Origin of the sequence: Falsiroseomonas bella (assembly GCF_003173615.1) — a bacterium.
Taxonomy (GTDB): Bacteria; Pseudomonadota; Alphaproteobacteria; order Acetobacterales; family Acetobacteraceae; genus Falsiroseomonas; species Falsiroseomonas bella.
The window spans coordinates 742,280-756,090 of the sequence record NZ_QGNA01000003.1 but is presented as its reverse complement, the minus strand read 5'-3'; the positions used below and the strand labels follow the sequence as shown (position 1 = coordinate 756,090).

The window sequence follows — 13,811 nt, the reverse complement described above, 5'->3', positions numbered from 1 at the left end:
ACGACAGGCGGGACGGTGCGGATGCGGATCGGTCTGGTGGGCCTCGGCAGGATGGGCGGCGCGATGCGCCAGCGCCTGGCGGAGACGGGGGCGGAGGTCGTCGCCTACGACATCGCCCCCGGTCATGGCGGCGTGGCGCGTCTTGAGGAGGTCGCGGCGCCGCTGGTGCTGCTCTCCCTGCCGGACGGCAAGGCGGTGGGCGCCGCGCTGGCCGGGCTGCTGCCCGCCCTGCCCGCGGGCGCCGTGATCGCGGACACCTCCACCATCTCGCCGCTCGAGGCGCGCGATTTCGCCGCGCGGGTGGCGGCGGCCGGGCATGCCTATCTGGACGCCCCGGTCTCTGGCGGGCCGGCGGGTGCGGCGGCGGGGACGCTGACCGTGATGCTGGGCGGGGACGCGGCGGCGCTGGAGCGCGCGCGGCCGGGGCTGGAGCGGATTGCCGCCCGCATCCTGCATGTCGGCGATTCGGGCGCGGGGCAGGTGGCGAAGCTGGTGAACAACCTGCTGGTCGCGACGCATCTGGTCGTCGCCGGGGAGGCGCTGCGCATCGGAACCGCCGCCGGAGTGCCGGCCGAGGCGCTGCTGGCGGTGGTGAACGCCGCCTCGGGCCGCTCCGCCGCGACGGAGGTGAACCTGCCGCGCTGGGTGCTCTCCGGCAGCTTCGATTCGGGCTTCACGGCGGGCTTGATGCGCAAGGATGCGCGGCTGGCGCTGGAGCTGGCGCGCGCGGTGGGCGCCGAGCCTTCGGCCTGCGGCGCCGCGGTGGCGGCCTGGGAGACGCCGGCGCTGCCGGACGATGCCGACTTCAACCGCATCGCCGCGCTGTTGATGCAGGAGGAACGGGCATGAGCTTCGCCGCCGCGACGGTCGCGCGGGAGGGGGTGGAGACGCTGCTCGGCGGGCGCGTCGGCAGCCTGGTGGATGGCGCGACGCGGGAGGGCGAGGGGACGCCGATCGAGCTCCTCGATCCCGCGACGGGCTCGGACCTGCTGGCCTATGCCGATGCCGGGCCGGCGGTGGCGCGGGCGGCCGCGGCGGGCGCGGCCCGCGCGCAGCAGGCCTGGATCGGCCTGCCGGCGGCGGAGCGCGGGCGCCGGCTCTGGGCGCTCGGCGCGCTGATCCGGCGGGAGGCGGAGGCGCTGGCGCGGCTCGAATGCGCCAACACCGGCAAGCCGATCCGCGACTGCCGCGGCGAGGTTTTCCGGGTTGCGGAGATGGCCGAATACTGGGCCGGCTGGTGCGACAAGATCGAGGGACGAACCATACCCGTGCCCTCCGGCCATCTCGTCTATGTGCGGCGGGAGCCCTGCGGCGTGGTGCTGGCGATCACGCCCTGGAACGCGCCGCTCTTCACCTGCGGCTGGAATGTCCTGCCCGCGCTCGCCGCCGGCAATGCGGTGGTGCTGAAGCCTTCGGAATACACGCCGCTGACCTCGCTCGCCTTCGCGCGCCTGGCGCTGGAGGCCGGGCTGCCGGAAGGGCTGGTGCAGGTGGTCGCCGGGCTCGGCGCGACCTCGGGCGCGGCGCTGCTGCAGGCCGAGCAGGTCGCGATGGTCACCTTCGTCGGCGGGCCCGCGACCGGTGCCACGATCGCCGCCGCCTGCGCCGCCCGCACCATCCCCTGCGTGCTGGAGCTCGGCGGCAAGAGCGCCAACATCGTCTTCGACGACGCCGACCTGCCGCTGGCCGTGCAGGGGGCGCAGCAGGCGATCTTCGCCGGGTCGGGGCAGAGCTGCGTCGCGGGCTCGCGCCTGCTGGTGCAACGCAGCGTCCATGACCGCTTCGTCGCGCAGCTGGCCGAGGCGTCGCGCCGCATTGCGCTCGGCGACCCGCTGGAGGCGACGACGGAGGCCGGGCCGGTCTGCAATGCTCGGCAATTCGCGCATGTCGAGGCGCTGATCGCCGCCGGCACGGCGGAGGGCGCGCAGGTGCTGGCGGCGCCGCGCGACGCGGCGCTGCCGCCCGGCGGCTTCTGGGTGCCGCCAACCATCCTGGCGGGCGTCGGCAACGGATCGCGCGTGGCACGCGACGAAATATTCGGGCCGGTGGTGGCGGCGATCCCCTTCGAAGACGAGGCGGAGGCGATCCGGCTGGCGAATGCGACGGCATTCGGCCTCGCCGGCGCGGTCTGGACGCGGGATGTCGGGCGGGCGCATCGCGTGGCGGCTGCGGTGCGCGCGGGCACCTTCTGGGTGAACGGCTACCGCACCATCCATGTCAGCGCGCCCTTCGGCGGCTTCGGCGCCTCGGGGCATGGGCGGTCCTCCGGCATCGAGGCGCTGAACGCCTACACGCAGTCCAAGGCGGTCTGGGTCGAGACGGCGGCGGCGCCGGTGCTCGGCTTCGGGCATCGGCCGGCGGCTGGCTGAGCGCGCGCCATGCCCGTCACGCCGGAGGAGGTGCGCGCCGCCTATCGCCTGATCCTTGGCCGCGAGCCGGAGAACGAGGCCGTGGTGGCGGCGCATGCGTCGGGCGCGCGCGATCTCGCCGCGCTGCGCGCCACCTTCCTGAACGCGCCGGAGTTCTGCCAGGCCAATGCGCGGGAGATCCTGCGCTTCACGACCGGCTGGGCTGCGACGCGCAAGCACGGTCCGGTCGAGACGGAATGCTCGCCGGAGGACCTGGCCAGGCTCTTCGCGCATGTGCGCCGCGTCTGGAGCCGGCTGGGCGAGGTCGAGCCGCACTTCTCGGTGGTGAGCCACGCCGCCTACAAGCCGGAGCGCATCGCGGAGACGATGCCGGCCTTCCTGGCGACGGGACGGGCGGAGGCGGAGATGCTGGCGGCGGAGCTTGCCGGCCACGGGTTCAGGACCACGGGCTGGTCGCATGGCGTCGAGCTCGGCTGCGGCGTCGGGCGGGTGACGCGCCACCTGGCGGGCTTCGCGGAGCGGGTGACCGGCCTCGATGTCTCGGCGCCGCATCTGGAGCTGGCCCGGGCGCATCTGGCGGCGGAGGGGGTGGGCAACGTGACGCTGGCGCGGATCGAGGACCCGGCCGGCCTCGTGCTGCCCGCCTGCGACCTGCTCTATTCGCGTATCGTCCTGCAGCACAACCCGCCGCCGGTGATGCTGTTCCTGCTGCGCCGGATGCTCGCCGCGCTGCGTCCCGGCGGCGTCGCGGTATTCCAGCTGCCGGTCTTCCTCGAGGGCTATCGCTTCGTCCTGGCGGAGTATCTGGCCGGCATGGACGCGATCGACGACCAGGAGCTGCACGCGCTGCCGCAGGCGGCGGTCTTCGGTGCCATCGCCGAGGCCGGCTGCCGGGTGCTGGCCTGCTACCGCGACAACTCCCTGGCGCGCATCACCCAGCTGTCCAACCGCTTCGTCCTCTACCGGCCCGCCGCTTCCCCTTGAGGGACATGCCTGCCGCCCGCTAGCCTCGGCGCGGCTTCATCCTGGAGACGACCAAAAAATGCTTCGTCGCGACCTGCTCGCCGGTGCCGCCGGCGCTGCCGCCGCCGCGGCCCTGCCGCGCTTCGCCATCGCCCAGCCCGCGGCCGCGCGCACGCTGAAATACGTGCCGCACGCCAATCCGGGCAACATCGACCCCTTCACCAACACCGCCTTCGTGGCGCGCGACCATGCCTTCCTGGTCTTCGACCAGCTCTACGGCATGAACGAGCGCTTCGAGCCGGTGCCGCAGATGGTGCAGGGCCATGTGGTGGAGAATGGCGGGCTGCTCTGGCGCTTCACCCTGCGCGAGGGGCTGAAGTTCCACGACGGCTCGCCGGTGCGCGGGCGCGACTGCATCGCCTCCATCCGCCGCTGGGGCCGACGCGACGCCTTCGGGCAGGAGCTGATGGCGCGCGTGGCCGACATGACGGAGGAGAGCGACCGCGTCTTCGTCATCCGGCTGAACCGGCCCTTCCCGAAGATGATCGAGGCCTTCTCCAAGGTCACGACGAGCTGCCTGTTCGTGATGCCGGAGCGGCTGGCGACTGTGGACCCCTTCCAGAACATCACCGAAGCGGTCGGCAGCGGCCCCTATCGCTTCGTGCAGAACGAGTGGGTGCCGGGCTCGCGCCTCGCGTATGTGAAGAACCCGGACTACGTGCCGGTTCCCTCCGGCACGCCGAGCATGACGGCGGGGCCGAAGGTCGCGCATTTCGACCGCGTCGAGTGGCACATCATCCCCGATGCCTCCACCGCATCCGCCGCGCTGCAGTCGGGCGAGATCGACTGGTGGGAGCAGCCGACGGCGGATCTGTTTCCGCTGTTCCTGCGCGGCGCGAATGCGCGCAACATCACCGTGGACATCATCAACAATTCCGGCCTGATCGGCATCTTCCGCCCCAACCACCTGACCGCGCCCTTCAACAACCCCGCGGTGCGCCGCGCCGTGCTGACCGCGATCAACCAGATCGATTTCATGACCGCGGTGATCGGCGAGACGGGCGTGCAGGGCCGGGCGGACCTTCGGCGCGAGGGCATCGGCTATTTCGCGCCGGAAAGCCCCTCGGCCTCCACCGTCGGGCTCGACCGGCTGAAGAAGAGCGTGGATGCGGCGCGGTCGGAGTTGCAGGCGGCGGGTGCGATGGGGGCGCGGCTGGTGCTGCTGAACGCCACCGACCTCGCCTCGATCAACGCGGCGACGCTGGTGGGCGCCGACCTGTTCCGCCGCATGGGCTTCAACGTGGACCTGGTCAGCACCGACTGGGGATCGGTCGTTGCGCGACGCGCCAGTCGCAACCCGCTCGACCAGGGCGGCTGGTCCGGCTTCTTCACCTTCTGGTCGGGCGTGGACCACTGGAACCCGGCGAGCCACGCCTCGATCCGCGGCCATGGCGAGAACGCCTGGCCGGGCTGGCCGACCATCCCGGCGATCGAGCAGCAGCGCAACGCGTGGTTCGACGCGCCGGACGAGGCCGCGGCCAAGGCCGCGACGACCGAGATGCAGCGCATCGCCTTCGAGGAGGTGCCCTACGTTCCCACCGGCATGTACTACCAGCCGACGGCCTACCGGCGGAATCTGACGGGCATGCTGAAGGGACAGCCGCCGCTGTTCTGGAACGTACGGCGCACGTGAGGGGAAGGTGGCGACGCGCGTGAGGGAAAGGCCGCTGCGCGCGTGATCGCGTAAGCGCAGCCGTCGCCCCGCGGCTCTTGCGCGGGGCGGCGGCTTGCGGTTGATGGACCGGCCCGTCGCGGGTTCCCCGCGCCGGCCGCAAGGGAGGCCCAATTCGATGCTGCGACGCCACCTTCTCACCGGGGCGGGGGCCGCGCTCGGCGCCGGCGCCCTGGGCGCGCCCGCGCTCGGCCAGGGCGCCTCGGGCGCGCCGCGGGTGCTGAAGTTCATCCCGCAGGCGGATCTCGCGGTGACCGACCCGATCCTCACCACCGCCTATGTCACCCGCAACCACGGCTACATGGTGTGGGACACGCTGTATGGCCTCGACGCGGACTACAAGCCGCAGCCGCAGATGGTGGAGGGCCACACCGTCGAGGATGACGGCAAGCGCGTGACGATGCGCCTGCGCGAGGGGCTGAAGTTCCATGACGGCGAGCCGGTGCGGGCGAAGGACGCCATCGCCTCGATCCGTCGCTGGGCGGCGCGCGACGCGCTCGGCCAGGTGATGATGTCGGTGACGGACGAACTCTCGGCGCCGGACGATCGCACCATCGTCTTCCGCCTGAAGCGCGCCTTCCCGCTGATGTTCGACGCGCTCGGCAAGCCTTCGAGCCCGGTCTGCTTAATCATGCCGGAACGGCTGGCGAGCCAGGACCCGAACCGGCCGCTGACCGGCGACCTGATCGGCTCCGGCCCCTTCCGCTTCGCGGCGAACGAGCGCGTGCCGGGCGCGCGCGTGGTCTATACCCGCTTCGCGGAGTACGTGCCGCGCGCCGAGGGCACGCCGTCCTGGACGGCGGGGCCGAAGCGCGTGCATTTCGACCGCGTCGAGTGGCATGTCACGCCCGATCCCGCCACCGCCTCCGCCGCGCTGCAGAACGGCGAGATGGACTGGTGGGAGCAGCCGACCGGCGACCTGCAGCCCGTGCTGCGGCGCAACCGCAACGTCACGCTGGAAATCCCCGACCCCACGGGGCTGATGGCGATCGCGCGCTTCAACCACCTGCATCCGCCCTTCGACAAGCCGGCGGTGCGCCGCGCGCTGCTCGGCGCGGTGAACCAGGCGGACTTCATGACGGCGGTGATCGGCACGGACCGCAGCCTGTGGCGCGAGGGCGTCGGCTTCTTCCCGCCCGGCACGCCCTTCGCCTCCGATGTTGGTCTCGATGCGCTGACCTCGCCGCGCGACATGGAGAAGGTGAAGCGCGACCTTGCCGCCGCCGGCTACAACGGCGAGCGCGTGGTGCTGATGGCGGCCTCCGACTTCCCGAGCCTGAACGCGCTGGCGCTGGTGTCGAACGACATGCTCACCAAGGCGGGCATGAATGTCGAGTTCGTCAACACCGACTGGGGCACCGTGGTGCAGCGCCGCGCGAGCAAGGAGCCGCCTTCGCGTGGCGGGTGGAGCATGTTCTGCACCTTCTGGGCGGGGCTCGACATGTTCAACCCGGGCGTCCACCAGAGCCTGCGCGGGCATGGCGACGCGGCATGGTTCGGCTGGCCAACCATCCCGCGCATCGAGGAACTGCGCCAGGCCTGGTTCGACGCGCCCGACCTCGCCGCGCAGCAGCGCATCTGCCGCGACATCCAGCAGGTCGCCTTCCAGGAAGTGCCCTATCTGCCGCTCGGCCAGTATTTCCAGGCGACGGCCTATCGCCGCAACCTGACCGGCGTGCTCAAGGGCCTGCCGCTGTTCTGGAACGTGCAGCGCAGCGGCTGAGGGCCGTCGCCCTGCCGGAACGAGGGGGCGTCGCGGGGGACCGCGGCGCCCTTCGCGTCTTGCACGCCCGGCGCTCCCCTGTTCTGATCCCGCCGGACGGGCATTCACCACGGGAGAACGACCATGCTGCGCAGGGACCTGATGAAGGCCGGCCTGGCCGCGGGCGCCGCCACCGGTCTGCAGCGCGCCGCCGTCGCGCAGACGCCGCGCGCGCGCACGCTGCGGATGGTGCCGCAGGCCAACCTCACCAGCCTGGACCCGATCTGGACCACGGCGAACATCACCCGCAACCACGGCCACATGATCTACGACACGCTGTACGGCCTGGATGCGGAGTTCCGCCCTCAGCCGCAGATGGCTGCGGGGCATGTGGTGGAGGATGGCGGGCGCAGCGTGACCATCACGCTGCGCGACGGCCTGCGCTTCCACGACGGCGAGCCGGTGCGCGCGCAGGACGTGGTGCCGAGCGTGCAGCGCTGGATGCGCCGCAACCCCTTCGGTCAGAAGATCGCGAGCGTCACCGACGCGGTGGAGGTGGTGGACGACAAGCGCCTGCGCTTCCGCCTGAAGCGGCCCTTCCCGGCGCTGTTCGCGGGCCTCGGCCAGGTCTCCAACAGCCCGGCCTTCATCATGCCGGAGCGTCTGGCGAACACCGATCCCTTCCAGCAGGTGCGGGAGGCGATCGGCAGCGGGCCGTTCCGCTTCAAGGCCGACGAGTACAACTCCGGCAGCATGGTCGTGTACACGAAGAACGAGGCCTATGTGCCGGTTTCGAGCGGCACGCCGAGCCTCACCGCCGGACCGAAGGTCGCGCATTTCGACCGAGTCGAGTGGCACATCATCGTGGACGCGGCGACGGCCGCGGCCGCGCTGCAGACCGGCGAGATCGACTGGTACGAGCAGCCGCCGCCGGAGATCCAGCAGCTGTTCGGCCGCAACCGCAACATCCGCGTCGAGACGATCGATCCGCTGCCGCTGATCGGCATCCTGCGCTTCAACCACCTGCATCCGCCCTTCGACAGCAAGGCGATGCGCCAGTCCATCCTGCCGGCCATCAGCCAGGAGGACTTCATGTCGGCGGTGGTCGGGACCAATCCGCGCGACTACCGCACCGGCGTCGGTGTCTTCACGCCCGGCACGCCGCTGGCGAACGATGCCGCCCTTGCGCCGCTGACCGGCCCGCGCAGCATCGAGCGGGCGAAGGAGCTGATGCGCGCGGCCGGCTACACGAACCAGCCGATGCGCCTGATCGGCCCGACGGACATCCTGGCGCCTTCGGCGATGACGCAGGTGGGCGCGGACCTGGTGCGGCGGCTCGGCTACAACGCCGACATCGTGCTGACCGACTGGGGCACGACGGTGCAGCGCCGCACCTCGCGCGAGCCGGTGGAGCGGGGCGGCTGGAGCATGCTGTTCACGGCCTTCTCCTCCTTCGACTTCGCCAATCCGGCGGCGCATTTCCCGCTGCGCGGCAACGGCACGGGCGCGTGGTTCGGCTGGCCGACCGCGCCGCGCCTGGAGGAACTGCGCGACGCCTGGTTCGAGGCGCCGGACCTCGCGACGGAGCAGCGCATCGCGCGCGAGATCCAGGAGGTGGCGATGGACGAGCTGCCGTATGTTCCGGTCGGCGCCTACATGTCGAACACGGCGCTGCGCAACGATCTCAGCGGGCGTGTCGCGGGCCTTGCGCTGTTCTGGGGCATCCGCCGCGGCTGAGCGGGAAGGGGGCTGATGATGATCGAACGTCGTGCATTCCTGGGCGCCGCGGCCGGGCTGGTCGCCGCGCCGCGCGTGGTGGGGGCGCAGGGAGCGCAGGCGCGCACGCTGCGCTTCGTGCCGCAGGCCAACCTGGCCAGCCTCGATCCGATCTGGTCCACGGCCGTCGTCGTGCGCAACCACGGGCTGATGGTCTACGACACGCTCTACGGCCTCGGCAGCGATTTCCGGCCGCGGCCGCAGATGGCCGCGGGCCATGAGATCACCGACGACGGCAAGCGCTGGACCGTCACGCTGCGCGAGGGGCTGCGCTTCCATGACGGCGAGCCGGTGCGGGCCGAGGACTGCGTCGCCTCCATCCGCCGCTGGGCGAAGCGCGACGTGCTCGGCCAGCGGCTGGACGCGCTGCTCGACGAGATCCGCGCGCTCGATGACCGCCGCTTCGAGATGCGGCTGAAGAAGCCATGGCCGGGCCTCGCCTTCGCCTTCGGCAAGCCCTCGGCGAACATGTGCGCGATCATGCCGGCGCGCATCGCCGCGACCGATCCCTTCACGCAGCTCACGGACAGCACCGGCTCCGGCCCCTTCCGCTTCCGCCGCGACCTGTTCCGCCCCGGCGATCTTGCGGTCTATGAGCGCTTCGACGGCTACCAGCCGCGGCAGGAGGCGGCGGATTTCCTCGCCGGCGGCAAGCAGGTGCATTTCGATCGCGTGGAATGGCGGGTGATGCCCGATCCCTCCACCGCCTCGGCCGCGCTGCAGAACAACGAGGCCGACTGGTGGGAGACGCCGCATGCGGACCTGCTACCGCTGCTGCGGCGCAACCGCGACATCGTGGTGGACCTGATCAACACGGCGGGCAACCTCGGCGTGCTGCGCTTCAACTTCCTCAATCCGCCCTTCGACAATGTGGCGGTGCGCCGCGCGCTGCTGCCCGCCGTGGACCAGCAGGCCTTCATGAACGCCGCGATGGGCACCGATCCCTCGCTGTTCCGCGTGCCGGCCGGCGCCTTCACGCCGGGCACGCCGCTGGCCAACGATGCGGGGCTCGAGGTTCTCTCCGGGCCGCGCGACGTCGAGGCGGCGCGCCGCGCGCTGCGCGAATCCGGCTACCGCAACGAGCGCGTGGTGATGCTCTCGGCCACCGACCTGCCGGTGCTGCAGAGCCTGGCGGAAGTGGCGGCCGACCTGCTGCGCCGCGTCGGCTTCAACGTGGACCTGCAGGCGATGGACTGGGGCACGCATATCCAGCGCCGCAACAACCGTGGCCCGGTGGACCAGGGCGGCTGGAGCGTGTTCTGCACCACCTGGGAAGGCCTCGACGTCTCGGTGCCCGGCAGCCACCAGCCGATCCGCGGCCATGGCGCGCAGGCCTGGGCGGGCTGGCCGACCATCCCGCGCCTCGAGGAACTGCGCGAAGCGTGGTTCGAGGCACCCGACCTCGATGCCGAGAAGCGCATCGCGGCGGAGATGCAGCGGGTCGTGTGGCAGGAAGTGCCCTTCATCCCCCTCGGCCAGGTGCTGCCCTCGATGGCGTATCGCCGCAGCATCACCGGCGTGGTGAAGGGCGGCCCCGCGCTGTTCTGGGGCGTGCGCCGGGCCTGACAGGGGGCGCTGAGACAGCGGGCGGCCGCCCTCACGGTTCGTGGCATGCCGTGTGCTGAGTGACGAGGTGGCCGTGACGGATACGGCGGTTCTTGGTGGCGGGGTGCTGGCGCCCCGCCCAGGAATGAGGCAGTTTGCCCGGCAGCCGGGCAAGAGCACGTGGGAGAGTCTCTGAATGGATCGCAGGTCGTTTCTCAAGGCCGGCGTAGCCGCCGGATCCGTCGCGGCTGCGGGCGGGCTTTCCGCGCCGGCCTACAGCCAGGCGGCCAACCGCACGCTGCGCTTCGTGCCGCAGGCCAACCTGGCCAATTTCGACCCGATCTGGGGCACGCAATACGTCGTCCGCAACGCCTCCGTCCTGGTGTGGGACACGCTCTACGGCTTCGACGAGAAGCTGGAGCCGCAGCGCCAGATGGTGGAGGGCGAGGAGGTCAGCGCCGACGGCAAGACCTGGACCTTCAAGCTGCGCGAGGGCCTGCGCTTCCATGACGGCGAGCCGGTGCGCGCGCGCGACGTGGTCGCCTCGATCAACCGCTGGATGCCGCGCGACCCGATGGGCCAGCTGCTGCGCGCCATCAATGTCGAGCTCAGCGCGGTGGACGACCGCACCTTCCGCTGGGTGCTGAGCGCGCCCTTCACCAAGATGAAGATGGCGCTGGGCAAGAACGCGACGCCGATGTGCTTCATCATGCCGGAGCGCATCGCCTCGCGCTTCGACAGCTTCACGCAGATCAACGAATACGTCGGCTCCGGCCCGATGCGCTTCGTGCGCAACGAATGGGTGCCGGGCGCGCGCGCGGTCTTCCAGCGCTTCGACCAGTACGTGCCGCGCAACGAGCCGGCGAGCTGGCTTGCCGGCGGCAAGCGCATGATGGTGGACCGGGTGGAGTGGGTGATCATGCCCGATCCCGCCACCGCGGCCGCGGCGCTGCAGAACGGCGAGATCGACTGGTGGGAGAACCCGATCACCGACCTCGTGCCGGTGCTGCGACGCAACCGGAACATCGCGGTCGACATCGCCGATCCGCTCGGCAACATCGGCAGCTTCCGCATGAACCACCTGCATGCGCCCTTCAACAACGTGAAGGTGCGCCAGGCGGTCATGACGGCGCTGAGCCAGCAGGACTACATGACCGCGCTGGTCGGCTCCGACCAGAACCTGTGGAAGGTCATGGGCGGCTTCTTCACGCCGGGCACGCCGCTGTACACCGAGGAAGGCGGCGAGATGATGAAGGCCGCCAACATGGAGCGCGGCCGCCAGATGCTGAGGGAATCCGGCTATGCCGGCGAGCCGGTGGTCTGCCTGGTCGCGCAGGACCAGCCGATCACCAAGGCGCAGGGCGACGTGACGGCCGACCTGCTGAAGCGGCTCGGGATGAACGTGGAATACGTGGCGACCGACTGGGGCACCGTCGGCCAGCGCCGCGCGATGAAGAACCCGCCCGGCCAGGGCGGCTGGGGCATGTTCCACACCTGGCATGCCGGCGCGGACGCCATCAATCCCGTGCTCTACAACGCGGTGCGCGCCAATGGCGACGGCGCTTGGTTCGGCTGGCCGACTGTCCCGGCGGTGGAGGCGGAGGTGCCGAACTGGCTCGCCGCGACCACGCTGGAGCAGGAGCGGGCGGCGATCGGCCGCCTGAACCGCGCCGCGGTGGAGAATGTGGTGTATTGCCCGACCGGCTTCTTCCTGGGCTACCAGGCGTGGCGGCGCAACGTGTCGGGCATCGTCAAGGGCCCGATCCCCTTCGCCTGGGGCGTTTCGAAGTCGTGAGTCGCGCGCCGGCCGGGCAGCAATGCCCGGCCGGCCGCATGGCAGGCAGGATCTAGATGTTCGCTTACGTCGTCCGGCGCGTGCTGGCGACCATCCCCGTCATGGCGGTGGTGGCGCTGTTCGTGTTCTCCCTCCTCTACATCGCGCCGGGCGACCCGGCCGCCGTGATCGCCGGCGACCAGGCGACGCCGCAGGATGTCGAGCGCATCCGCGAGAGCCTGGGCCTCGATCGCCCCTACCTGGTGCGCTTCAGCGCCTGGGTCTGGGACATCCTGCGCGGCGATCTCGGCGTCTCGATCTTCACCAACCTGCCGGTCAGCACGATGATCGCGCAGCGCATCGAGCCGACGCTGTCGCTGATGATCGTCACGCTGATCCTGGCGATCAGCATCGCGGTGCCGATGGGCGTGGTCGCCGCCTGGAAGCAAGGCACGCTGATCGATCGCGCCGTGATGGCCTTCGCGGTGCTGGGCTTCTCGGTGCCGGTCTTCGTCGTCGGCTACCTGCTTGCCTACTATTTCGCGTTGGAGTGGGACCTGCTGCCGGTGCAGGGCTACACGCCCTTCTCGGAAGGCTTCTGGCCCTGGCTCGAGAACCTGATCCTGCCGGCCATCGCGCTGGGATCGGTCTATATCGCGCTGATCGCGCGCATCACGCGCGCCACGATGCTGGAGGTGCTGCAGCAGGACTACATCCGAACCGCGCGCGCCAAGGGCGTGGGCCAGCGGGCGATCCTGTTCCTGCACGCGCTGAAGAACGCCGCCGTGCCGATCGTCACCGTCATCGGCATCGGCATCGCGCTGCTGATTGGCGGCGCGGTGGTGACGGAGAGCGTCTTCGCGATCCCCGGCCTCGGCCGTCTCACGGTGGATGCGATCCTTCGCCGCGACTACCCGGTGATCCAGGGCGTGGTGCTGCTGTTCAGCTTCGTCTACGTGCTGGTCAACCTGGCCATCGACCTGCTCTACACCCTGTTCGATCCGAGGATCCGGTATTGAGCACGCTCGTCTCCCCGGGCGGCGTCGCCGCCACGCTTCCGCACGAGGTCGCGGCCGCGACCCCGATGCCGGACATCATGCCCCCCGTGAAGCAGCGGAAGGGGTTCCTGGGCTTCCTATGGCGCAACCCGACCATCGCGATCGGCGGCTTCCTGGTCCTGCTGATGGTCTGCGTCGCAATCTTCGCGCCCTTCCTCTGGACCAAGGATCCGACCGCGCTCGCCCCCGCGATGCGCACCCGCGAGCCTTCGGCGCAATGGTGGTTCGGCACCGACATGCTGGGCCGCGACGTCTATTCGCGCGTGATCTACGGCACGCGCGTGTCGCTGACCGTCGGCTTCTCGGTGGCGATCTGCGCATCGCTGATCGGGCTGGTGATCGGGCTGGTCTCGGGCTTCATCCGCGTGGCGGATGCGGTCATCATGCGGATCATGGACGGGATGATGTCCATCCCCTCCATCCTGCTCGCGATCGCGCTGATGGCGCTCACGCGCGGGTCGGTCGGCAACGTGATCCTCGCCATCACCATCGCGGAGATCCCGCGCGTCTCGCGCCTGGTGCGCGGCGTGGTGCTCAGCCTTCGCGAGCAGCCTTATGTGGACGCCGCGGTCGCGGCCGGCACGCGTACGCCGATGATCATCATCCGCCACATCCTGCCGAATACGCTGGCGCCGCTGACGGTGCAGGCCACCTACATCTGCGCCTCGGCGATGATCACCGAAGCGATCCTGTCCTTCATCGGCGCGGGCACGCCGCCGATCATCCCCTCCTGGGGCAACATCATGGCCGAGGGCCGTGCGCTCTGGCAGGTGAAGCCCTACATCGTGTTCTTCCCGGCCGTGTTCCTCTCGATCACGGTGCTGGCGGTGAACCTGCTCGGCGACGGCCTGCGCGACGCGCTGGATCCGCGCATGGCCAAGAGGCTGTAAGG

At 70.9% G+C, this 13,811-nt stretch carries 10 protein-coding genes; all 10 read left to right on the top strand.

Annotated elements, in window-relative coordinates:
• Positions 1-21: 21 nt before the first annotated feature.
• Positions 22-849 carry an NAD(P)-dependent oxidoreductase gene (locus tag DFH01_RS16160; RefSeq protein ID WP_109871463.1) on the top strand — a complete coding sequence of 276 codons (828 nt, stop codon included), beginning with the start codon at positions 22-24 and terminating at the stop codon, positions 847-849.
• On the top strand, positions 846-2,369 hold the full coding sequence (locus DFH01_RS16155; protein WP_109871462.1) for an aldehyde dehydrogenase family protein: 1,524 nt from the start codon (positions 846-848) through the stop codon (positions 2,367-2,369). Before DFH01_RS16160 ends, DFH01_RS16155 begins: the two co-directional genes overlap by 4 nt.
• A 9-nt stretch (positions 2,370-2,378) precedes the next feature.
• Positions 2,379-3,353: a class I SAM-dependent methyltransferase gene (locus tag DFH01_RS16150; RefSeq protein ID WP_109871461.1), complete on the top strand. Its 975-nt coding sequence runs from the start codon at positions 2,379-2,381 to the stop codon at positions 3,351-3,353.
• 58 nt (positions 3,354-3,411) lie between these two features.
• Positions 3,412-5,025: an ABC transporter substrate-binding protein gene (locus DFH01_RS16145; protein ID WP_109871460.1), complete on the top strand. Its 1,614-nt coding sequence runs from the start codon at positions 3,412-3,414 to the stop codon at positions 5,023-5,025.
• A gap of 157 nt (positions 5,026-5,182) precedes the next feature.
• On the top strand, positions 5,183-6,787 hold the full coding sequence (locus DFH01_RS16140; RefSeq protein ID WP_109871459.1) for an ABC transporter substrate-binding protein: 1,605 nt from the start codon (positions 5,183-5,185) through the stop codon (positions 6,785-6,787).
• A gap of 123 nt (positions 6,788-6,910) precedes the next feature.
• Complete coding sequence (locus DFH01_RS16135) at positions 6,911-8,503, top strand: ABC transporter substrate-binding protein (RefSeq protein WP_109871458.1); 1,593 nt, start codon at positions 6,911-6,913, stop codon at positions 8,501-8,503.
• A 21-nt stretch (positions 8,504-8,524) separates the two neighbouring features.
• Positions 8,525-10,108: an ABC transporter substrate-binding protein gene (locus DFH01_RS16130; protein ID WP_408609196.1), complete on the top strand. Its 1,584-nt coding sequence runs from the start codon at positions 8,525-8,527 to the stop codon at positions 10,106-10,108.
• A gap of 175 nt (positions 10,109-10,283) precedes the next feature.
• A complete protein-coding gene (locus DFH01_RS16125) occupies positions 10,284-11,882 on the top strand; it encodes an ABC transporter substrate-binding protein (RefSeq protein ID WP_109871457.1) in 1,599 nt (532 codons plus the stop codon).
• Between the two features lie 56 nt (positions 11,883-11,938).
• Positions 11,939-12,880, top strand: coding sequence for an ABC transporter permease (locus DFH01_RS16120; RefSeq protein WP_109871456.1), 942 nt, complete (start codon positions 11,939-11,941; stop codon positions 12,878-12,880).
• A complete protein-coding gene (locus tag DFH01_RS16115) occupies positions 12,877-13,809 on the top strand; it encodes an ABC transporter permease (RefSeq protein WP_442899706.1) in 933 nt (310 codons plus the stop codon). Before DFH01_RS16120 ends, DFH01_RS16115 begins: the two co-directional genes overlap by 4 nt.
• Positions 13,810-13,811 lie beyond the last annotated feature (2 nt).

What these genes read in the sequence shown, in the direction of transcription:
- DFH01_RS16160 (WP_109871463.1), top strand. Translation starts at nt 22, where the DNA reads ATGCGGATCGGTCTGGTGGGCCTCGGCAGGATGGGCGGCGCGATGCGC.
- DFH01_RS16140 (WP_109871459.1), top strand. Translation starts at nt 5,183, where the DNA reads ATGCTGCGACGCCACCTTCTCACCGGGGCGGGGGCCGCGCTCGGCGCC.
- DFH01_RS16125 (WP_109871457.1), top strand. Translation starts at nt 10,284, where the DNA reads ATGGATCGCAGGTCGTTTCTCAAGGCCGGCGTAGCCGCCGGATCCGTC.
- DFH01_RS16155 (WP_109871462.1), top strand. Translation starts at nt 846, where the DNA reads ATGAGCTTCGCCGCCGCGACGGTCGCGCGGGAGGGGGTGGAGACGCTG.
- DFH01_RS16145 (WP_109871460.1), top strand. Translation starts at nt 3,412, where the DNA reads ATGCTTCGTCGCGACCTGCTCGCCGGTGCCGCCGGCGCTGCCGCCGCC.
- DFH01_RS16135 (WP_109871458.1), top strand. Translation starts at nt 6,911, where the DNA reads ATGCTGCGCAGGGACCTGATGAAGGCCGGCCTGGCCGCGGGCGCCGCC.
- DFH01_RS16120 (WP_109871456.1), top strand. Translation starts at nt 11,939, where the DNA reads ATGTTCGCTTACGTCGTCCGGCGCGTGCTGGCGACCATCCCCGTCATG.
- DFH01_RS16150 (WP_109871461.1), top strand. Translation starts at nt 2,379, where the DNA reads ATGCCCGTCACGCCGGAGGAGGTGCGCGCCGCCTATCGCCTGATCCTT.